The organism is Bradyrhizobium sp. SZCCHNR1051 (genome assembly GCF_032489615.1).
Classification (GTDB): domain Bacteria; phylum Pseudomonadota; class Alphaproteobacteria; order Rhizobiales; family Xanthobacteraceae; genus Bradyrhizobium.
This window is the reverse complement of the sequence record NZ_JAUEYJ010000024.1, coordinates 1-19934: the sequence shown is the minus strand read 5'-3', so window position 1 is coordinate 19934 and position 19934 is coordinate 1. Positions and strand designations below refer to the sequence as shown.

Sequence of the window (19934 nt, the reverse complement as noted above, 5' to 3'; positions counted from 1 at the left end):
TGAGATGAACTTCGGCAACGGAGCACCAGTATGCACAAGCCCGCCTCTGACGACATCACGTCGCTGCACGATCTCTCCGCGGTCGACCTGATCGCCGGCTATCGCGCGCGCCAGTTCTCGCCGTCCGAGGTGATGGACGACGTGCTGGCGCATGTCGCAGTGTGGGAGCCGCATATCAAGGCGCTGTATCTGCTCGATGTCGACGGGGCGCGGGCGGAAGCGAAGGCCTCGACCGAGCGTTGGGCCAAGGACGAGCCGGCAGGCGTCTTCGACGGCGTACCGGCGACGGTGAAGGACAACATCGCCACCAAGGGCCAGCCGATGCCGCTCGGCGCAGCCAGCGTCACGCGCGCGCCGCTGGCGGCCGACGCGCCGCCGGTGGCGCGGCTGCGCGAGGCCGGTGCGATCATCTTCGCCAAGACCACGATGCCCGACTACGGCATGCTGTCGTCGGGCCTGTCGAGCTTCCATCCGCTGACGCGCAATCCGTGGGACCTGCGGATGAACCCCGGCGGCTCCAGCGCCGGCGCGGGTGCCGCGGCCGCAGCCGGCTATGGCCCGCTGCATGTCGGCACCGACATCGGCGGCTCGATCCGGCTGCCCGCGTCGTGGTGCGGTCTCGTCGGGCTCAAGCCGAGCTTCGGCCGCGTGCCGATCGATCCGCCCTATGTCGGCCGCGTCGCCGGGCCGATGACGCGCATCGTCGACGACGCTGCGCTGATGATGAGCGTGCTGTCGAAGCCCGACCGCCGCGACGGCACCAGCCTGCCGCCCTCGGACCTGCACTGGAAGGTCGCGGAGAAGCCGGTGCGCAAGCTGCGCATCGGCGTGATGCTCGACCTCGGCGGCGTCGGCCAGGCGCTCGAGGAGCCGGTGCGTGCGACGACGCTGGCGGCCGCAAAAGCCTTCGAATCCGCAGGTGCCGTCATCAGCGAGGTGAAGGGCTTCCTCACCCGCGAGATGCTCGACGGTCTCGACAATTTCTGGCGTGCGCGGCTGTGGGACGACCTGGCGCGGCTCGCGCCCGACGTTCGTGCCAAGACCCTGCCCTACATCCTGCAATGGGCCGAGCGCGGCGCCGCGCTGTCGGGCGTCGAGGTCATCAGGGGCTTCAACGTCACGATGACCCTGCGCGCCGCCGCAGCAAGACTGTTCTGCGACTATGACTACATCATCTCTCCGACCTCGCCCGGCGTGAAATTCCCCGCCGAGTTCGCCTCGCCGCTCAACGACCCCGAGAGGCCGTTCGAGCACATCACCTACACCGTGCCGTGGAACATGTCGGAGAACCCGGCGATCTCAGTCAATGCCGGCTATGACGCCGACGGCTTCCCGATCGGCCTGCAGATCATCGGCCGCCGCTTCGACGACGTCGGCGTGCTCGGGATGGCGAAGACGTTCGAAGGATTGCGCGGTGAGCAGCGGCCATGGCCGGTGGCGCCCTGACGGATTCGTAGGGTGGGCAAAGGCGCGTACACGGCGCTATCCACGCTCACCGCTGCTGACGGGCGCCGTGCCCACCGCCGGACCATCGGTGAAAATGGTGGGCACGTCGCCGCGCGCGATGCGCGCCGCGCCTTTGCCCACCCTACGGAATACCATACGCACTTGCCGCATGGCCTGATGCTTGCGCATCGGTCCGGAATGACGTTTCTAACAACGAGAACAACAACACATCAGGAAACACCCATGGCGTATCAGACCATTCTCTACGACGTCGCCGACAAGATCCTCACCATCACGCTGAACCGGCCGGAGAAGCTCAACGCCTTCACCGGCACCATGATGGAAGAGCTGATCGACGCCTTCGATCGCGCCGACAAGGATGACGGCGTCAGGGCGATCATCGTCACCGGAGCGGGCCGCGCCTTCTGCGCCGGAGCCGACCTCTCCTCCGGCGCCGACACGTTCGATCGCGATGCCAAGCGCGGGCCGGTGAAGCGCCACGCCGATGGCCGCGTCGACTATTCCGATCCGCAGGTGCGCGACGGCGGCGGCCAGGTGACGTTGCGCATCTTCAAGTCGCTGAAGCCGGTCATCGCCGCGGTGAACGGCCCGGCCGTCGGCATCGGTGTCACCATGCAGCTCGCGATGGACATCCGCATCGCCTCGGAGGGCGCGCGGTTCGGCTTCGTGTTCTCCCAGCGCGGCATCGTGCCGGAGGCGGCGTCGAGCTGGTTCCTGCCGCGCATCGTCGGCATCTCGCAGGCGCTGGAATGGTGCTACACCGGCCGCGTGTTTCCGGCGCAGGAAGCGCTCGCCGGCCGTCTCGTCAGCAAGGTGGTGCCGCCGGAGGAACTATTGCCCACCGCGCGCGCCCTGGCGCGCGAGATCGCAGACAAGACCGCGCCGGTGTCGATCGCGCTGATCCGTCAGATGATGTGGCGCATGATGGGCGCCGACGATCCGATGGAGGCGCACAAGGTCGACAGCCGCGGCATCTACGCGCGCGGCCGCTCCGACGACGTCAAGGAAGGCGTGGTGTCGTTCCTGGAGAAGCGCCCGGCGCAGTTCAAGAACACCGTCACCGCCGACATGCCGGACTATTTCCCGTGGTGGGACGAGCGCGAGTATAAATAGAACGCTGTCATCCCGGACAAGGGCGCGGCACGCGCGCGCCGATCCGGGATCAATAGCCACCGGATGCCGTTTGGCGAAGAACGACGTCCAGGGTGCCGCACGATGGATCACGCAGTATGGGTCCCGGCGCGGAGGCCGGGACGACAGCGAGTGGCGCCCGCGTCACTCCTTCATCAGCGCCACGATCATCGGCGCCACGCGCTCGGCCGCTTTCGCTCGATGAGCAGCCAATCCCATCGCGTGCGATCGCTCACGCCGCCTTGATGCCGCGAATGAAGTCATCGACATGGCGGCGCATGCTCTCGGACTGGCGCAGCAGCTCCGCCGACGCCCCGAGCACCTGGCTGGCGGTGACGCCGGACTCGTTTGCGGCGGCCGTGACCTGCTGGATGTTCTGCGAAATCTCGTCGGTCCCCTTGGCCGCGTGCTGGACGTTGCGCGCCATCTCGCGCGTGGCCGCGCCCTGCTCCTCGACGGCATTCGCGATCGACGACGCGATCTCGTTCAGCTCGCCGATGGTCGTGGTGATGCCGCGGATGGCCCGGACGGCCTCGCTCGACACCTCCTGCATTCCGGAGATCTGCGCGCGGATCTCGCCCGTCGCCTTGGCGGTCTGCTCGGCGAGCAGCTTCACCTCGCCGGCGACGACGGCAAAGCCGCGGCCGGCTTCGCCCGCCCGCGCGGCCTCGATGGTCGCATTGAGCGCGAGAAGGTTGGTCTGGCCGGCAATGTCGCTGATCAGCCGCACGATGTCGCCGATCCGCTCGGCCATGCTGGAAAGGCCCTGCACGGTCTCGTTGGTCCGCTGCCCCTCCGCAGCCGCCTTCTGCGCGATGTCGGCCGACTGCGTCACCTGACCGCCGATGCCCGCGACCGAGCTCGACAGTTGGTCCGTCGCAGCGGCCATCGTCTGCATGTTGCTCGATGCGGCCTCGGTCGCCTGCGCGACGCTGCTCGCTTCACTGCAGGTCCTGCTCGCCGTGCGGTTCATCACGGCGGCCGTCGATTCAAGCTGTGCCGAGGCTGAGATCACGCTGTCGATCACGGCCGCGATATCGCCGCTGAAACGGTCGGTCAGTTCGCCGACGCGCTTGGCTTTTTCGGCGCGCTGACTCATCGCTTCCGCATCCCTGGCGGCGAGCTCGGCGCCATGGATCATGTTCTCCTTGAAGACCTGCACTGCCCTCGCCATCAGACCGACCTCGTCGCGCCGATCGACCGCGTCGATCGCGGTGCTCACATCGCCCTTCGCCAGCCGCGTCATCGTATCGGCCAGCGCGTTGATTGGCCCGGTGATGCTGCGCGCCAGCGCGACGACGATCGCGAGGCTCAGCGCCAAGGCGAGCAGCAGCAGCACGCCGACGGCGGCGAGGCTGGCCGTGGCCGCGGCCTGCTTGCCGGCCATCAGCTCCGACAGCTCAACGGCCAGAGCGTCTTCGACCTGCTTCAGGAGATCGATCCGCAGCGTGGCCGCATCGAACCAGGCTTTGCTCGCAAGCCCTTTGAAATCGCCGCTGACGCCGCCCTGCTCCACCACCTTGCGCATGGCAACGACGCCGTCGATCGCCGGTCCGGTCATCGCCGCATCGAACGCCGCGCGCCCTCTCGCCGAGACGGCGGCGCGAAATGCCGCGAAATAACTGTCCTGTGCTGCAGCCAGCCCTATGGCACGCGCATAGGCGGCCTGCTCGAAGCGACCGGCGGCAAGTCCTCCCGCCACGACGGCGCGCTCCAGGCCGGCGCGCTCCTTGCCTTCCGTCAGGTTGCCATAGGCGATGATCGCCTTGGAGATGTCGTCATCATCGCTCAGCGTCGACATGCTGCTGATCAGACTGGTCAGCCGGCTGACGATATCGGTGAGCGAGCTGACCGCTGCCGCCGGCGTGACGGCTTGGGCATCGATGTCGCCGCGGCGGCGATCGAGCTGCGCCAACGCCTGCTCGCTCGCCTGCGCCGCCTCGGCCAGCGCGCCGCTCCGGCGCAGCCCGTCCAGCGCGGCGACCGCATGCGCGCGCTCGCCGTCGGTCAGCCTGCGCTGCTGATCCAGCTCGGCGCGCATCTGCGTGCCCTTGCTGCTGAGAAACGCCGACGACATGCCGCGCTCACGCTGCAGCTCATGAACGAAACGGCTGAGCTTGCCGACGGCTTCCGCCACCGGCTGCATGTGCATCATCTCGACGCGCACCGCCCATTTCGTGGAGATCTCGTAGGCCGCCAACGCAGCCAATGTGAGGATGGGCAGCAATGCAGACAGGGCAATGCGGTGAAGTATCTTCGACGTCTTCAACATGATCGGCCTCAACCTGTCCGATCATTCTATGAATCCAGTGGTAAAAAAATACATAGACCCGTCCGCCACATTTTTGGGCAGGCCTGCAAACTAATCCATCACCAGCGCCACGCGGCCGATCGCCTTGCGCTCGATCAACAGCCGCATCGCCACTGCGTAATCCTCGAACGGCACACGGTGCGACACGTTCGGCCGCAGCTTGCCCTGCTCGGCGAAGGCCAGCAGCGCCGCCATGCGTCGCTCGCCGAGTTCAGGGTCCCTGCGCACGGCCTCGCCGGCGCGCACGCCGAGCACGCTGGCGCCCTTCATCAGGATCAAATTGGTGCGTGCGAGCCCGATGCCGCCGGTGAAGCCGATCACCAGCAGCCGCGCGCCCCAGGCGATGCAGCGGACGCTGTGCTCGAACACCTCGCCGCCCACCGGGTCGAACACGACGTCGACGCCCCGCCCATCCGTGATGCGCTTGACGGCGTCGCGGAACGGCTCGCGCGCATACAGCACGAGATGATCGGCGCCACGCGCGCGTGCCACCGCGAGTTTCTCCTCCGAGGACGCTGCTGCAATGACCGTCGCGCCCAAGAGCTTGCCGATCTCGACGGCGGCGAGGCCGACGCCGCCACCGGCGCCGTGCACCAGCAGAGTCTCGCCGGGCTTGAGCTGGCCGCGATCGACCAGCGCGTGATGGGCGGTGCCATGGCCGGCGAGATAGGTCGCGCCTTCCGCGTAGTCGAAGGTCGACGGTAGCGGCGTGAGCTGGCTCCCCGCCACCACCGCCTCCTCGGCGTAAGCACCGAAGCGCATGCGGGCGATGACCTTGTCGCCGACGGCATGGCCGGTCACGGCCGCGCCGGTGGCGATGACATCGCCGGCCGCCTCCACGCCGGGCGTGAACGGCAGCTCCGGCTTGAGCTGATACTCACCCGCCGCCATCAGGATGTCCGGGAAATTGATGCCGGCCGCGCGGATCTTCACCCGCACCTCGCCGTCAGCCAATACACGAGACGGCAGGCTTTCGAGCCTCAGCTTCTCCGGCGGGCCGAGCTCGCGGCAAACGATCGCCCGCGGCATCAGCTGGCGCGCCCCTTCGCCCTTGCCAGCGCTTCGCGGATCAGCGGCAGCCGGTCGTTGCCGAAATACATGTCGGTGGCATTGACGAAGATGGTCGGCGAGCCGAAGCCGCCGCGCTTGACGACCTCCTCGGTGTTGATGCGCAGCTGGTCCTTGATGCCCTGCTGCGGGATCCCATCGAAGAACGCCTTCGGGTCGATGCCGACACGCCGGCACACCTCCGTCAGCACCGCATCCTGCGAGATGTCCTGGTCCTCCCCCCAATAGATCTCGAACACGGTCCGCGCGAACGGCACCATGTCCTGCCCCAGCCAGATGCAGCCGCGCATCGCCTTGACGCTGTTCACCGGAAACACCGTCGGCGGCATCTTGATCCTGAGCCCGGCCGAGCGCGCCCAGTCGCCGAGGTCCTTCAGCATGTAGGCCGCTTTGGCCGGCACCGGCTTCTCGCGTTGCGCATAGACGCTGGGATTGACGGTGTTGAAGATACCGCCGACCAGGATCGGCCGCCAGACGATGTCGACGCCGAACTCGCGCGCGAGCGGCTGGATATTGTGGAAGGCGAGATAGGTCCAGGGGCTGGAGCAGTCGAAGAAGAATTCGATCATGTGTGTTTCCTCAAGGTCTTGATGCGTTCGTCATCGAGAGCGCCACGGAGTCATTGAGACCATTAGTGTCGCCCCTGGATTGCTTCGCTGCGCTCGCAATGACGGCGGAGGCAGTTGGCGCACATCACTCTCTCCGTCATTGCGAGAAGCGTAGCGACGAAGCAATCCAGGGGCTGCAACATACGGTCTGGATGGCTTATCCCCGCTTATCCCCATGCTCCTCGCGATGCCGCGGAGCTCGCTCACGATCTCCCCATCATCTCCTTCGCGCGCGCGCCGAACATCACATGACGCGACTTCTCGTTGAACGGCTCCTTGACGAACTTGCCGATCGCAAGCCCGGCCTGCAGCTTGGGCCGCCCGCGCAAGTCCGCGTACCAGCGCTTGATGTCGGGATAGTCGTCGAGCGTGAACCCCTGGGCCTTGTGCGTCATCATCCAGGGAAAGCAGGCGATGTCGGCGATCGAATAGTCGTCGCCGGCGACGTAGGCGCCGGTCTTGCCGAGCTGCACGTCGAGCACGTGGAACAGCCGCGCGACCTCATCACGGTAACGCTGGATCGCATAAGGGATCGTCTCAGCCGCATAGAGCGCGAAATGGCCGTGCTGCCCCATCATCGGCCCGAGTCCGGCCATCTGCCACATCACCCATTGGATGACACGCGAGCGCGCCCGCGTCTCCTGCGGCAGGAAACGGCCGGTCTTGTCGGCCAGATAGATCAGGATGGCACCGGTCTCGAACACCGGGAACGGCGGGCCGCCATCGGCCGGCGCATGATCGACGATCGCCGGAATCCGGTTGTTCGGGCTGATCGCCAGGAACTCCGGCTTGAACTGGTCGCCGGCGCGGATGTCGACGGGAATGACGGTATAGGGCAGCCCGAGTTCCTCGAGCATGATCGAGATCTTCCAGCCGTTCGGCGTCGGCGCGTAATGGAGATCGATCATCCTTCCCCGATTCCTTCCCCGGACCATTATGCCGCGCCGCGGAACACGCGAGGCGGCTTCGTTCTTCTGTACCTGAAGGGTAAGCCATGGCAGACAGGCGCTCAAGCCTGACCGCCCCTATGCTGGAGAGTTCGACCATGCTGTTTCCATCGACCATCGCAGGCTCGCTGCCGAAGCCGGAATGGCTGGCCGAGCCGAACGTGCTGTGGGCCCCGTGGAAGTCGAAGGGCGATGAGCTTGCGCGCGCCAAGCGCGACGCGACCATTCTCGCGCTGAAGCTGCAGGAGGATTCCGGCATCGACATCCTCACCGAGGGCGAGCAGTCGCGCCAGCATTTCGTGCACGGCTTCCTCGAGCGGGTCGAGGGCATCGACTTCGCGCACAAGGTCGAGATGGGCATCCGCAAGGACCGCTACAAGGCGATGGTGCCGCAGGTCGTGGCGCCGTTGTCGCTGAAGGGCCGCGTCCATGGTGACGAGGCGCGGATCGCGCGCACGCACACCACGCGCGCCGTGAAGTTCACCCTGCCGGGGCCGATGACGATCATCGACACCATCGCCGACAACTACTATGGCGACCGCGTCAAGATGGCGTTCGCCTTTGCCGAGTTGCTGAACCAGGAGGCCAAGGCGCTGCACGACGACGGCATCGACATGATCCAGTTCGACGAGCCCGCCTTCAACGTCTACATGGACGAGGTGCGCGACTGGGGCATCAAGGCGCTGGAGCGCGCCGCCGAGGGGCTGACCTGCCCGACGGCCGTGCACATCTGCTACGGCTACGGCATCAAGGCCAACACCGACTGGAAGGAGACGCTCGGCGGCGAGTGGCGGCAGTATGAGGAGACGTTCCCGGTCATCGACGCCAGCACCATCCAGCAGGTCGCGGTCGAATGCCGCAATTCGAAGGTGCCGATCGAGCTGCTCGGCCTGCTCAAGAACAAGATCGTGCAGGCCGGCGTCATCGACGTCGCCAGCGACGCGATCGAGACCGCCGAGGACGTCTGCAAGACCCTCGAGGACGTCATGAAGGTGGTGCCGAAGCAGAACATCATCGCCACGACCAATTGCGGCATGGCGCCGATGCGGCGCGAGATCGCCGAGGCCAAGCTGATGGCGCTCGGCACCGGAGCCAAGCTGGCACGGCAGCGGTTCGCTTGAGCGGCCACGATTGACGGCGCACGCCGACCGATGCTGGCGCCCATCGCCACTCACGCGGTGCCTCCGGAGCATCACAGGTCACCGTCTGTCTCCCGGTCGGCTCCTCTCGCACGCTGACGAGCGCTCGCGCGAGCGCACCGGCCGGTAAGACTCCGGATGAATCAGCAGCAGCGTTGCGCCCGCTGCGCGCAGCGCTCATGTGCACCTTACTGTTAGTTTGGGGCTGCTCTCGGCCGACGGGACGACATCTCGTCGTGATCAACTTCGGCAACCGTGGTAGCGAAATACCCAGCAACATCGTTGGCAGAGCACTGTGTCTTTCGCGTTCTTGACAATGTGTGTACGAGCATTTCATTTCGTTACTACCTGTTAACGCGGTGAGCTTCCGCCGCCTGCATCAGTTTCAAATCTGACGTTTGCCTTCATTGCTGGGGATGGGGATGACTTGCATTGCGAGAACGATTACTGCTGCGCCGAAATCAAAGCCGCGGCGATGGCTGGCCCTCTCCATCCTCTGTGCCAGCACGTTCCTGAGCACCCAGGCCCTGGCGATCGACGTCGCCAACCAGACCGACTGGAATACGGCGGTGGCAGCGGTCGCGGCCGCCGGCGCCAACTCGACCGTGACGATCAACATCACCAGCGGCTTCACGCTGTCGAGCTCGCTTGCACAACTGCAGGCCGCCAACAGCAACGTCACGGTGAACATCACCGGCAACGGCCAGACGATCAACGGCGCCTCCTCGTTTCAGGGCATCGTCGTCAACGGCGCCAACGCGCCGACCGTGAACATCTCCAGCCTGGCGATCACCAACACGGCCGCGATCGGCGGCAACGGCCAGAACGGCCAGAACGGCTATTATAGCGGCGGCCTGGCCTATGGCTCCGGCGGCGGCGGCGGCGGCGGTCTCGGAGCCGGCGGCGGCCTGCTGGTCGGCAGCGGCGCCAACGTCACGATCGCCGCGGTGACCTTCACCAGCAACAGCGCCACCGGCGGCAGTGGCGGCAACGGCGGCAGCGCACAGAACGCGGCAGCCGACCCGGTGAACGGCGGCAATGGCGGCGCGGGCGGTGCCGCGAACAACGGCGGCGCCAGCGGCGGCGGCGGTGCGGGCGGCACCGGCGGACATACCGGCACGCAAGGCACGACCGGCACCGCGGGCGCCGCGCTCGGTGACGGCGGTGGTGGTGGCGGCGGCTCCGGCACCACCAACAGCAACACCTACACCAACAACAATGGCGGCGGCACCGGCAACGCCAATGGCGGCAACGGCGGCACCGGCGGCGACGGCGCTACGAATGCCAGCGGCTCGGGCGGGCCTGGGCCCGGCTCCGACGGCGGCGCCGGCGGCAATGGCGGCGCAGCCAATGGTGGTGCCATCTATGTCGCCACCGGCGGCACGCTGACGATTCTCGACTCGCCGATTTCCGGCAACACCGTCACCGGTGGCACCGCCGGCACCCCCGGCATCGGGATCGGGCCAAGCGCGATCAACGGATTTTCAGCGGCGGCCGGCGCAGCGCAGGGCGCCGGCATCTTCCTGAGCGGCGTGATGGCCAATATCAGCGTGTCCGGCGGGACCGTGACCTATGGCGACTCGATCGGCGGCACCGGCCTGACGACCGGAGGCGTCAACACGGCACTCAACAAGACCGGTGCAGGGACGCTGGTGCTGTCGGCGACCAATACGTTCACCGGCAACGTCAACATCAGCGCCGGCACGCTCTCGGTCGGCGCCACCGCCAATCTCGGCAACGTCGCCAACGACGTGATCATTTCCAACGGCGGCACATTGGCGGTCACCGGCACGACGACGTTCGCCAACGGCCGCGACTTCAAGATTGCCGGGCTGTCGACGCTCGACATTGCCAGCGCGACCACGACCACGTTGCAAGGCATCGTCGGCGACGGCGCCTCCGCCGGCACCCTGGTGAAGGCGGGCGGCGGCATCCTGCTGCTCTCGGGCACCAACACCTACACCGGCGCGACCAATGTCGACGCCGGTACGCTGCGCGCGGGCTCGGCCGGCGCGTTCGGCGCCAGCACGGTGTTCAGCGTGCTGTCCGGCGCCACGCTGGATCTCAACGGCTTCAACAAGACGTTCGGCACGCTGAGCGGAGATGGCACCGTCACCGGCGCCAACGCGACGATCTCGGGCACGTTCTCGCCCGGCAATGGCACCCCGGCCTCCTCCATGGCGATCACCGGCAACCTCGCGTTCCAGTCGGGTGCGCAATATCTGGTGCAGGTGAATCCGAGCACGGCGTCGTTCGCGGCCGTGACGGGCACTGCGACGCTCGGTGGCGCCGCCGTCACCGCGACCTTCGCGAACGGCAGCTACATCTCCAAACAATACACCATTCTGACCGCGACCGGCGGCATCAGCGGCACGTTCGGCGGCATTACCAACACCAACCTCCCAGCCGGGTTCACCTCGACGCTGAGCTATGATGGCAACGATGTTTTCCTCAACCTCTCGATGGGCACGCCGGCGGGGAACATCAATCAGCAGAACGTCAGCAACGCGCTCACCAACTACTTCAACACGAATGGCAGCATCCCCGTAGTCTTCACCGGTTTGACACCAACGGGACTGACGCAGATCTCCGGCGAGACCTCGACCGGCTCGCAGCAGACGACGTTCAACGCGATGACGCAGTTCATGGGCGTCATGACCGACCCGTTCGTTGCCGGTCGCGGCGACTCGGGATCTGCGCCCGGCGGAGCAATCGGCTATGCGGAGGAGACGCTCGCTTATGCCAGCAAGCGCAATCCGAACGACGCCCTGGCCGCGATCTACACCAAGGCGCCGGCCGCGCCCGTGGCCAGACCGGGCTGGAGCGTATGGGCGGCCGGCTTTGGCGGCTCGCAGACCACCGACGGCAACACCGCGCTGGGCTCGAACAACACGACCAGCAACCTCTACGGCACGGCCGTCGGCGCCGACTATCGCTTCTCGCCGTTCACCATCGCCGGTTTCTCGATGGCCGGCGGCGGCACCACGTTCAGCGTCGCCAATGGCGGCAGCGGCCGGTCCGACCTGTTCCAGGCCGGCGCCTTCGTCAGGCACAATATCGGCGCAGGCTATATCTCGGGGGCACTGGCGTATGGCTGGCAGAACATCACCACCAACCGCACTGTGACCGTGGCCGGCGTCGACCAGCTGCGCGCCAATTTCGACGCCAACACCTTTGCCGGCCGGCTGGAAGGCGGCTATCGCTTCGTCTCGCCCTGGATGGGATTTGGGATCACGCCCTACGCCGCGGCGCAGTTCACGACGTTCAGCCTGCCGGGCTATGCGGAGAATGCGGTCTCCGGCGCCAATACCTTCGCGCTCCGCTTCGGATCGCAGAACGTCACCGATACGCGGTCGGAGCTGGGCCTGCGCACCGACAAATCCTATGCGGTGTCCGACGGCGTATTCACGCTGCGCAGCCGCTTCGCTTGGGCCTATGACTTCAACCCCAGCCGGTCGGCCGGGGCCACGTTCCAGGCCCTTCCGGGCGCATCCTTCGTCGTCAACGGCGCGCGGCAGGCGCAGAATTCGGCGCTGACGACGGTCTCTGCCGAGATGAAGTGGCGGAACGGCTGGTCGGCCGGCGCGAGCTTCGAGGGTGAGTTCTCGGATGTGACCCGCAGCTACGCCGGCAAGGGCATCGTGCGCTACACGTGGTGACGCGCGGAGCTCCGCGCGGCACATCCGTGCGGCGCCCCGATCACCCGACGGTCAGGTCATCGCGCTCGGATGCAGCACCGGCGCGTAGCCCGCCTTGATCGCGCGCAGCGTCGAGGGCGGGGTCAGCAGCAACGCGTCGGTGATCCCTGCGCGTGGCGCGTCATAGCCCGCCGCCGACCAGGGCAGCGCCCTGCCTTTTCGGATCAGAAAGCTCTCCTCGCCTGCCTGCACCATAGCCCCGTCAGGCAAGGCGGCGAGCGGCGTCGGCAGCGGATGCAGGCGCTTGCGACCGCGATCGAGGCGCTCGCGATGGAGCACGCGATCAATCTCGGAGATGCGCAGAGCCCCGACGCCGTTGCCCTCCTCCCACGCCGCACGAAACCTCTTGGCGTCGTCGCGGCGGCAGTAGAAGCAGGGGCGATGACCGGCGGCGAGCGCGGTCGCCTCGTCAAGGAAGAACAGCTCGGTCCAGCTTTGCGTTGCCATGACCTTGCGGCGCTTGCCGCGAAACTCGCACAGGCAGACCAGCCATGCGGGACTCGACCAGCGCCGGTTCAGCAGCGTCTTCGTCGCGGGGTCGTGGATGATGCCGCGATTTCCGGTGAAGAGGCCGCGATGCGGCGCGGCGACGATATCGCCCATCGGCGTGACGCGGTTCTGCAGCGGCATGGCGAGCCTTCGGCTGGCGAATAGCGAATGGGGAGTAGCGAATAGCGAACGCCTCGCCCACCCGAATTCCCTATTCGCTACTCCCTATTCGCCACTCTCCGGGCTTACGCCGCCCCGTCGCGCAGCGGCGGCGCAAACGACAGCGCGGTGTCCCAGGGGAAGAAGATCCAGGTGTCCTGCGACACCTCGGTGATGAAGGTGTCGACCAGCGGCCGGCCCTTCGGCTTGGCGTAGACGGTGGCGAAATGGGCGTCGGGGAGAATCTCGCGGACCATGCGTCCGGTCTTGCCGGTGTCGACGAGGTCGTCGACGATCAAGAGCCCCTTGCCGGTGCCGCCGCCGAGCTCCGCGGTGTCGTTTGAAATCCCCTTGAGGACCTGAAGCTCGCCCTGCTTGGTGTGGTCATAGCTCGCGATGCAGATCGTATCGATGACCCGCACGCCTAGCTCGCGCGCCACGATCGCCGCCGGCACCAGTCCGCCGCGGGTGATGGCCACCACGGCTTGAAACGGCCCGATCTCGTTCAGCCGCCAGGTCAGCGCCCGGCAATCGCGATGAAACTGGTCCCAGGACACCGGGAAGGCCCGGCCCGCGCGCTCCTCTGCACTCAAAGTCTTGTCTGGCATCTCATCTCGTCCGTGAGTTCTCAAAAGCTGCACCTGCTTTAGCGCGTCACGTTGAGCCCGGCGAGCATCTCCTTCACCGCAGCCATCGCGGCCGACAGCTTGTCCTGGTCGCGCGAGCGCACCACCAGATGCGTATTCGGCTTCTGGTCCTCGTCGATGAAGGGATAGCTGCCGATGATGGTGTCCGGGTGCGCCTTGGCGATCTCGCGCAAGGGACCGCCGATGTCGCCCTCGCGCGCATTGGCGCGCACCGTCTCGGACAGCATCCGCACGCCCGATTTCAGCTTCGGCGCCACGATGTCCATCATCGCCTGCATGATCGAGGGCACGCCGGCCATGACGATGACGTTGCCGAGCTTGAAGCCCGGCGCCAGAATGGTCGCGCTCTGGATCAGTTCGGCGCCGTCGGGGATGCGCGCCATGCGCAGCCGCGCCTCGTTGAGCTCCTGCTCGCTCCAGCGCTCTCGGAAGCGCGCCACCACCTCGGGATGGTGGTCGATGCCGACGCCGAACGCCTTCGCGATCGCATCCGCGGTGATATCGTCATGGGTCGGACCGATGCCGCCGGTGGTGAACACATAGGTGTAGCGATGCCGCAGCGCGTCGAGCGCCGCGATGATGTCCGGCTCGTCGTCCGAGACCACCCGGACTTCCTTGAGGTCGATGCCGAGATTGGTGAGGTATTCGGCGATGAAGCCGATGTTCTTGTCCTTGGTCCGGCCGGACAGGATCTCGTCGCCGATGACCAGCAACCCCGCGGTGACGATCTCGCTCATGGTTTCTCCTCGCATCTGCCGTCTCTTTTGGCCCGCCACGGCGCCAATGTCATCCGGAACGTCGCAGTCTATGCCGCGGATTTGAGCACGACGCAGCCGGTTTTTCGGGCATGGCTTCAGCAACCCCCACGAAATGCCGCAGGAGAATGCATATCGCGCTGGCCCGGCCCTTGCTACCGTCATGCAGAGTCATGCAGTGTATGGCGAGGCTGGGACACACGGGCATCTATGGCAGTTGCGTTCGACGAAATGAACGAGCCGGGCGGCGAGGTCCGTCAGGCTTATCAGGAGCTGTCGCGGTGGCTGAAGGAAACGCCGCCGGAGGCGCTGGAGTATCGCCGCCACGAGGCGGAGCTGCTGTTCCGGCGAATCGGCATCACCTTCGCGGTCTATGGCGAGGCGGAGGCGCAGGAGCGGCTGATCCCGTTCGACGTCATTCCGCGCATCCTGTCGGGCAAGGAATGGGCGCTACTGGAAAAGGGGCTGAAGCAGCGCGTCAAGGCGCTGAACATGTTCCTGCGCGACATCTATCACGGCCGGGACATCCTGCGCGCCAACGTCGTGCCGGATGACCTGATCTTTCAGAATCCCGTGTTCCGCCCGGAGATGAACGGGCAGGACGTGCCGCACGACGTCTACGTCCACATCGCCGGCATCGACATCGTCCGCGTCGACGCCAACGACTTCATCGTGCTCGAGGACAACGCGCGCACGCCGTCCGGCGTGTCCTACATGCTGGAAAACCGCGAGATCATGATGCGGCTGTTTCCGGACCTGTTCGCGCGCCACCGTGTCGCGCCGGTCGAGCGCTATCCGGACGAGTTGCTGTCGGCGCTGCGCTCGGTCGCGCCGCTCAGCGCCTCGGCCGAGCCGACGGTGGCGCTGATGACGCCCGGCATCTACAACTCCGCTTATTACGAGCACTCCTTTCTCGCCGACAAGCTCGGCATCGAGCTAGTCGAGGGCCGTGACCTCATCGTCAAGAACGATGAGGTGTTCATGCGCACCACCGAGGGGCTGAAGCGGGTCGACGTGATCTACCGCCGCGTCGACGACGACTTCCTCGACCCCCTCACCTTCCGCCCCGACTCGGCGCTCGGCGTGCCCGGCCTGATGTCGGCCTACGTCGCCGGCAACGTCACGCTCGCCAACGCGGTCGGCACCGGCATCGCCGACGACAAGGCGATCTACTCCTACATGCCGGACGTCGTGAAGTTCTATCTGGGCGAGGAGCCGATCCTGAAGAACGTGCAGACCTGGCGCTGCCGCGAGCCGCAGGATCTGTCCTACGTGCTCGACCATCTCGGCGAACTCGTGGTCAAGGAGGTGCACGGCTCGGGTGGCTACGGCATGCTGATCGGCCCGGCCGCCACCAAGGCGACCATCGAGGCGTTCCGCGACAAGCTGAAGCGTGAGCCGGAGGGCTTCATCGCCCAGCCGACCTTGGCGCTGTCGACCTGCCCGACCTGCGTCACGTCAGGGCTGGCGCCGCGCCATGTCGACCTGCGCCCGTTCGTGCTCACCGGACGCGACCACACCACCATCGTGCCGGGCGGCCTCACCCGCGTGGCACTGAAGGAGGGCTCGCTGGTGGTCAATTCCAGCCAGGGCGGCGGCACCAAGGACACATGGGTGCTGGATGAGTAAGCCTCGCCTCACAAACCTTCGATCCATACTTGCCTTTCCCGCCACCGAGGCGGGATCACTCCGCAGCTTGTAGATTGCCCATGCTGTCGCGCACCGCCGAAAACCTGTACTGGCTGGCTCGCTACGTCGAGCGCGCCGAGTATCTCGCCCGCACCATCGACGCCACCTTGCGCGTCACCGCCCTTCCCGCGGCCTATATCGGCAAGACCAACGAGTGGGAGTCGGCGCTGATGACCGCCGGCGTCAATGTCAGCTTCTACGAGCACTACTCCGAGGCCAACGAGCAGAACGTCGTCGAATATCTCTCGTTCAATCCGTCGAACCCGTCCTCGATCAAGAACTGCATCGAGGCCGCCCGTCTCAATGCCCGCTCGGTCCGCACGGCGCTGACCTCGGAGATGTGGGACACGCTCAACGGTTCCTGGATCGAGCTGCAGGAAGTCTGGAGCAAGGGCACCAAGACCCGCGAGGATCTCGCGCGCTTCCTGCGCTTCGTGCAGGAGACCTCGCTGCGCTTCGACGGCTCGGCCTACCGGACGATGCTGCGCAACGACGCGTACTGGTTCTCGCGGCTCGGCCTGCATCTGGAGCGCGCCGACAACACCGCGCGTATTCTCGACGTCAAATATCACGTGCTGCTGCCCGAGGACGAGCATGTCGGCGGCCCGCTGGACTATTATCAATGGACCTCGATCCTGCGTTCGGTGTCGGCGCTCACGGCCTATCACTGGGTCTATCGCGAGACGCTGAAGCCCTGGCTGATCGCGGACCTCCTGATCCTCAACGACACGCTGCCGCGCTCGCTGGCGAGCTGCTACGGCAACCTCGTCCGCAATCTCGACCAGATTGGCGTCGCCTATGGCCGCCAGGGGGCGGCGCAGCGCCATGCCCGCGGCGTCCGCAACCGGCTCGACCACTCCAACATGGACGACATCTTCCAGCGCGGCGTGCACGAGTTCATCCAGGAGTTCATCGCCGACAATTCGCGACTTGGAGAGATCATCACCAAGCAGTATCTGATCTGAGCGCCGGAGCGCAGCGGAAACAGCGATGGGCGGCCGTCGGACTGTGTCTGCGAGACCACGTCCGGCGCCGGGCGCCCTCCCCTTCGCCCGAGGGGTCCTCCTTCCCCCTTTCAGGGGGAGGTGAAACGAGCTACCGCGGACAGCACATCTGACGAAGACTGGTCGACCGCCATGCGCCTGCGTATCTCTCATTCCACCACCTACCGCTACGAGCCGGCGGCGACCGGCGCCATCCAGATCATCCGCATGACGCCCGGCAGCAATGACGGCCAATATGTGGCGGAGTGGCAGATCGACGTGTCGACCGATGCCCGCCTCGACATGCATGAAGACGCATTCGGCAACGTCACCCATGTGATCACCCATGGCGCACTCGAGGACCTCACGATCACGGCCGAAGGCCTGGTCGAGACGCACGACACCGGCGGCGTGTTGAAGGGAGCGGACGAGCGCTTCCCGCCCAGCTTCTTCCTCCGGCAGACACCCCTCACGGCTGCCAATGCCGCCATGGCCGCCGTCGTGCGCGATCTGCGCGCGGAATCGGACAGCGACGTGCTCGGTCTTCTGCACACCCTGATGGTGCAGGTCTACGAGCACATGACCTTCGACGAGGATCCGACCCACAGCGGCACCTCGGCGGCGGAAGCCTTCGTGCTGAAGCGCGGCGTCTGCCAGGACTATGCGCACATCTTCATCGCCTGTGCGCGCGCCGCCGGCATCCCCGCGCGTTTCGTGTCCGGCCACTTCCTGCGCTCCGATGGTGCAGTGCACCAGGAAGCCGGCCATGCCTGGGCGGAAGCCTATGTGCCGAATCTCGGCTGGGTCGGTTTCGACGCCGCCAACTGCATCTGCACCACCGACGCCCATGTCCGGGTCGCCATCGGGCTCGATTATCTCGGCGCAGCCCCGGTGCGCGGCACCCGCTATGGCGGCGGGACCGAGACGCTCACCGTGAAGGTGAAGGTCGAGCAGGTCGGCCGCGGCGGTCCGTCGCAATCGCAGTCGCAGCGGCAGTCCTGAATTCTGGAACCGCCGGCCTTCCCGTAGCCCATATGAGCGACTTGTCCGCCGAAGCCCGCAAGGGCGAAGGCGGAAGCGACATCCGGGTTCACCGAGACAGCGCGTGAGATCCCGGATGTCGCTCCGCTCATCCGGGCTACGGAAGTGCGGGGTTGGACGAAGGGGCGATTTTCGCTAGTAATTCGCGCAATGGCTCGAGGGGACTGAGATGACCTATTGCTGCGGAATTCTGGTGCGTGACGGCCTCGTCATGATCGCGGACACCCGAACCAATGCCGGTCTCGACAACGTCTCGACCTTCCGCAAGCTGCACATCTTCTCCAATCCGGGCGAGCGCATCGTGGCGGTCGCCAGCGCCGGCAATCTCGCCGTCAGCCAGTCCGTGCTCTCGACCTTGACCGAAGGGATGGAGGACCCCGAGACCGGCGAGGTCGAGACCCTGATGAACGCGCCGACGATGTTTCAGGCTGCACAGCGCATCGGCAAGGCGATCCGCATGGTGCATGCCACCGAAGGCCCGGCGCTGAAGGCCGAAGACATCTCGTTCGACGTCTCCTTCCTGTTCGGCGGCCAGATCAAGGGCTCGCGGATGCGGCTGTTCATGGTCTACACCGCCGGCAACTTCATCGAATGCACCACCGACACGCCCTATCTGCAGATCGGCGAGCACAAATACGGCAAGCCGGTGCTGGACCGCGCCATGCATTACGACGTCGAGCTCTACGAGGCGCTGAAGACGGGCCTGATCTCGATGGACTCGACGATGCGCTCCAATCTCGGCGTCGGCCTTCCGATCGACGTGCTGGTGGTGCGCGCGGAGGCCTGCGAGGCCGACCTCAACCACCGCATCGAGGCCGGCGAGCCCTATTTCCACGATCTCCGCTCGCGCTGGTCGGCGGCCCTGCGCGCGGCGCACAACAACATTCCAAGGCCGCCCTACAAGACTCAGAGCGAGTCGAAACACTGAAACTGCAGAACGCTGCAAGACACGTGAACTGAAGGTGAGGAAACATGGCTGAAGCGGCAAAGAAGATCGCCCTGGTGACGGGCGCAGGCACGGGGGTCGGCCGCGCCGCATCGCTGGCGCTGATGAAGGGCGGCTTCACCGTGGTGCTGGTCGGCCGCCGCAAGGAGATGCTGGAGGAGACCGCGAAGCTCGGCGAGCCGGGCATGAGCCTGCCCGTCCCCGCCGACATGACCGATCCCGCCTCGATCGCGGCACTGTTCGACACCGTGAAGTCGACCTACGGCCGACTCGACGTGCTGTTCAACAACGCCGGCATGGGTGCGCCGCCGGTGCCGTTCGAGGACCTCACTTTGCAGCAGTGGCAGTCGGTGGTGGCGACCAACCTCACCGCGCCGTTCCTGTGCACGCAGCACGCCTTCCGCATCATGAAGGATCAGTCGCCGCGCGGCGGCCGCATCATCAACAACGGCTCGATCTCGGCGCATGCACCGCGGCCGTTCTCCTCGCCCTACACCTCGACCAAGCACGCGATCACGGGTCTGACGAAAGCGTCGAATCTCGACGGCCGCGCCTATGACATCGCGGTCGGCCAGATCGACATCGGCAACGCCGAGACGCCGATGACCGAGCGCATGGTCGGCGGCGTACTGCAGCCCGACGGCCGCATGATGCCGGAGCCGCGCATGGACGTGAAGGCCGTCGGCGACGCCGTCGCCTACATGGCCTCGCTGCCGCTCGACGCCAACGTCCTGTTCATCACCGTGATGGCGACCAAGATGCCGTTCGTGGGGCGGGGCTAGCTGTGGTCTTCCAGGAGGTTGTCCATCCGGTCTGAACCGAGGAAGCTGAGGTTGCGAAGCTTCAGTGTTCCAAG

The 19934-nt window shown here is 66.3% G+C and carries 16 protein-coding genes; 9 read left to right on the top strand and 7 right to left on the bottom strand.

Going from position 1 to position 19934, the window contains the following annotated elements:
• Positions 1 to 30: 30 nt before the first annotated feature.
• Both QW868_RS26540 and QW868_RS26535 read left to right on the top strand, forming a co-directional pair.
• Positions 31 to 1446, top strand: a complete 1416-nt coding sequence (locus tag QW868_RS26540; RefSeq protein WP_316231911.1) for an amidase — start codon at positions 31 to 33, stop codon at positions 1444 to 1446.
• A gap of 243 nt (positions 1447 to 1689) precedes the next feature.
• The gene (locus QW868_RS26535; protein WP_315737464.1) at positions 1690 to 2580 is read left to right on the top strand and encodes a crotonase/enoyl-CoA hydratase family protein; all 891 of its coding nucleotides are present in this window, start codon (positions 1690 to 1692) and stop codon (positions 2578 to 2580) included.
• 250 nt (positions 2581 to 2830) lie between these two features.
• Here the strand turns inward: QW868_RS26535 and QW868_RS26530 are convergent, their stop codons facing one another.
• From QW868_RS26530 to QW868_RS26515, 4 genes are all read right to left on the bottom strand, one after another.
• Positions 2831 to 4870, bottom strand: a complete 2040-nt coding sequence (locus QW868_RS26530) for a methyl-accepting chemotaxis protein (protein ID WP_316231910.1) — start codon at positions 4868 to 4870, stop codon at positions 2831 to 2833.
• 90 nt (positions 4871 to 4960) lie between these two features.
• The gene (locus QW868_RS26525; protein ID WP_316231909.1) at positions 4961 to 5938 is read right to left on the bottom strand and encodes an NADPH:quinone oxidoreductase family protein; all 978 of its coding nucleotides are present in this window, start codon (positions 5936 to 5938) and stop codon (positions 4961 to 4963) included.
• Positions 5938 to 6546 carry a 2-hydroxychromene-2-carboxylate isomerase gene (locus tag QW868_RS26520; protein WP_315811555.1) on the bottom strand — a complete coding sequence of 203 codons (609 nt, stop codon included), beginning with the start codon at positions 6544 to 6546 and terminating at the stop codon, positions 5938 to 5940. Before QW868_RS26520 ends, QW868_RS26525 begins: the two co-directional genes overlap by 1 nt.
• Positions 6547 to 6788: 242 nt before the next feature.
• Positions 6789 to 7493 (bottom strand): glutathione binding-like protein, encoded by a 705-nt coding sequence (locus QW868_RS26515; RefSeq protein ID WP_316231908.1) that lies wholly within the window; start codon positions 7491 to 7493, stop codon positions 6789 to 6791.
• A 137-nt stretch (positions 7494 to 7630) separates the two neighbouring features.
• On the opposite strand from QW868_RS26515, the gene QW868_RS26510 reads away from it, so the two are divergent.
• Positions 7631 to 8653: a methionine synthase gene (locus QW868_RS26510; RefSeq protein ID WP_316231907.1), complete on the top strand. Its 1023-nt coding sequence runs from the start codon at positions 7631 to 7633 to the stop codon at positions 8651 to 8653.
• A gap of 440 nt (positions 8654 to 9093) precedes the next feature.
• A complete protein-coding gene (locus QW868_RS26505) occupies positions 9094 to 12330 on the top strand; it encodes an autotransporter domain-containing protein (protein ID WP_316231906.1) in 3237 nt (1078 codons plus the stop codon).
• 51 nt (positions 12331 to 12381) lie between these two features.
• Here QW868_RS26505 and QW868_RS26500 read toward each other — a convergent pair whose 3' ends face one another.
• The 3 genes from QW868_RS26500 to QW868_RS26490 form a co-directional block, all read right to left on the bottom strand.
• Positions 12382 to 12999, bottom strand: coding sequence for a hypothetical protein (locus QW868_RS26500; RefSeq protein ID WP_315714723.1), 618 nt, complete (start codon positions 12997 to 12999; stop codon positions 12382 to 12384).
• A gap of 104 nt (positions 13000 to 13103) precedes the next feature.
• Positions 13104 to 13625 carry a xanthine phosphoribosyltransferase gene (gene gpt / locus QW868_RS26495; RefSeq protein ID WP_316231905.1) on the bottom strand — a complete coding sequence of 174 codons (522 nt, stop codon included), beginning with the start codon at positions 13623 to 13625 and terminating at the stop codon, positions 13104 to 13106.
• Positions 13626 to 13663: 38 nt separating this feature from the next.
• The gene (locus tag QW868_RS26490; protein WP_315759531.1) at positions 13664 to 14401 is read right to left on the bottom strand and encodes a competence/damage-inducible protein A; all 738 of its coding nucleotides are present in this window, start codon (positions 14399 to 14401) and stop codon (positions 13664 to 13666) included.
• Positions 14402 to 14629: 228 nt separating this feature from the next.
• Between QW868_RS26490 and QW868_RS26485 the strand changes: the two genes are divergently transcribed.
• The 5 genes from QW868_RS26485 (at position 14630) to QW868_RS26465 (ending at position 19860) form a co-directional block, all read left to right on the top strand.
• Complete coding sequence (locus tag QW868_RS26485) at positions 14630 to 16048, top strand: circularly permuted type 2 ATP-grasp protein (RefSeq protein WP_315737454.1); 1419 nt, start codon at positions 14630 to 14632, stop codon at positions 16046 to 16048.
• 80 nt (positions 16049 to 16128) lie between these two features.
• The gene (locus QW868_RS26480) at positions 16129 to 17073 is read left to right on the top strand and encodes an alpha-E domain-containing protein (protein WP_315737453.1); all 945 of its coding nucleotides are present in this window, start codon (positions 16129 to 16131) and stop codon (positions 17071 to 17073) included.
• Positions 17074 to 17244: 171 nt separating this feature from the next.
• The gene (locus QW868_RS26475; protein ID WP_315737452.1) at positions 17245 to 18093 is read left to right on the top strand and encodes a transglutaminase family protein; all 849 of its coding nucleotides are present in this window, start codon (positions 17245 to 17247) and stop codon (positions 18091 to 18093) included.
• A 208-nt stretch (positions 18094 to 18301) separates the two neighbouring features.
• The gene (locus QW868_RS26470; protein ID WP_284419127.1) at positions 18302 to 19060 is read left to right on the top strand and encodes a peptidase; all 759 of its coding nucleotides are present in this window, start codon (positions 18302 to 18304) and stop codon (positions 19058 to 19060) included.
• Positions 19061 to 19104: 44 nt separating this feature from the next.
• Positions 19105 to 19860, top strand: a complete 756-nt coding sequence (locus QW868_RS26465) for an SDR family oxidoreductase (protein ID WP_315737451.1) — start codon at positions 19105 to 19107, stop codon at positions 19858 to 19860.
• Positions 19861 to 19934 lie beyond the last annotated feature (74 nt).

Coding starts and splice junctions, on each gene's coding strand:
- QW868_RS26540 (WP_316231911.1), top strand. CDS start 31: ATGCACAAGCCCGCCTCTGACGACATCACGTCGCTGCACGATCTCTCC.
- QW868_RS26500 (WP_315714723.1), bottom strand. CDS start 12,999: ATGCCGCTGCAGAACCGCGTCACGCCGATGGGCGATATCGTCGCCGCG.
- QW868_RS26530 (WP_316231910.1), bottom strand. CDS start 4,870: ATGTTGAAGACGTCGAAGATACTTCACCGCATTGCCCTGTCTGCATTG.
- QW868_RS26525 (WP_316231909.1), bottom strand. CDS start 5,938: ATGCCGCGGGCGATCGTTTGCCGCGAGCTCGGCCCGCCGGAGAAGCTG.
- gpt (WP_316231905.1), bottom strand. CDS start 13,625: ATGCCAGACAAGACTTTGAGTGCAGAGGAGCGCGCGGGCCGGGCCTTC.
- QW868_RS26510 (WP_316231907.1), top strand. CDS start 7,631: ATGCTGTTTCCATCGACCATCGCAGGCTCGCTGCCGAAGCCGGAATGG.
- QW868_RS26515 (WP_316231908.1), bottom strand. CDS start 7,493: ATGATCGATCTCCATTACGCGCCGACGCCGAACGGCTGGAAGATCTCG.
- QW868_RS26465 (WP_315737451.1), top strand. CDS start 19,105: ATGGCTGAAGCGGCAAAGAAGATCGCCCTGGTGACGGGCGCAGGCACG.
- QW868_RS26480 (WP_315737453.1), top strand. CDS start 16,129: ATGCTGTCGCGCACCGCCGAAAACCTGTACTGGCTGGCTCGCTACGTC.
- QW868_RS26470 (WP_284419127.1), top strand. CDS start 18,302: ATGACCTATTGCTGCGGAATTCTGGTGCGTGACGGCCTCGTCATGATC.
- QW868_RS26535 (WP_315737464.1), top strand. CDS start 1,690: ATGGCGTATCAGACCATTCTCTACGACGTCGCCGACAAGATCCTCACC.
- QW868_RS26505 (WP_316231906.1), top strand. CDS start 9,094: ATGACTTGCATTGCGAGAACGATTACTGCTGCGCCGAAATCAAAGCCG.
- QW868_RS26485 (WP_315737454.1), top strand. CDS start 14,630: ATGGCAGTTGCGTTCGACGAAATGAACGAGCCGGGCGGCGAGGTCCGT.
- QW868_RS26520 (WP_315811555.1), bottom strand. CDS start 6,546: ATGATCGAATTCTTCTTCGACTGCTCCAGCCCCTGGACCTATCTCGCC.
- QW868_RS26475 (WP_315737452.1), top strand. CDS start 17,245: ATGCGCCTGCGTATCTCTCATTCCACCACCTACCGCTACGAGCCGGCG.
- QW868_RS26490 (WP_315759531.1), bottom strand. CDS start 14,401: ATGAGCGAGATCGTCACCGCGGGGTTGCTGGTCATCGGCGACGAGATC.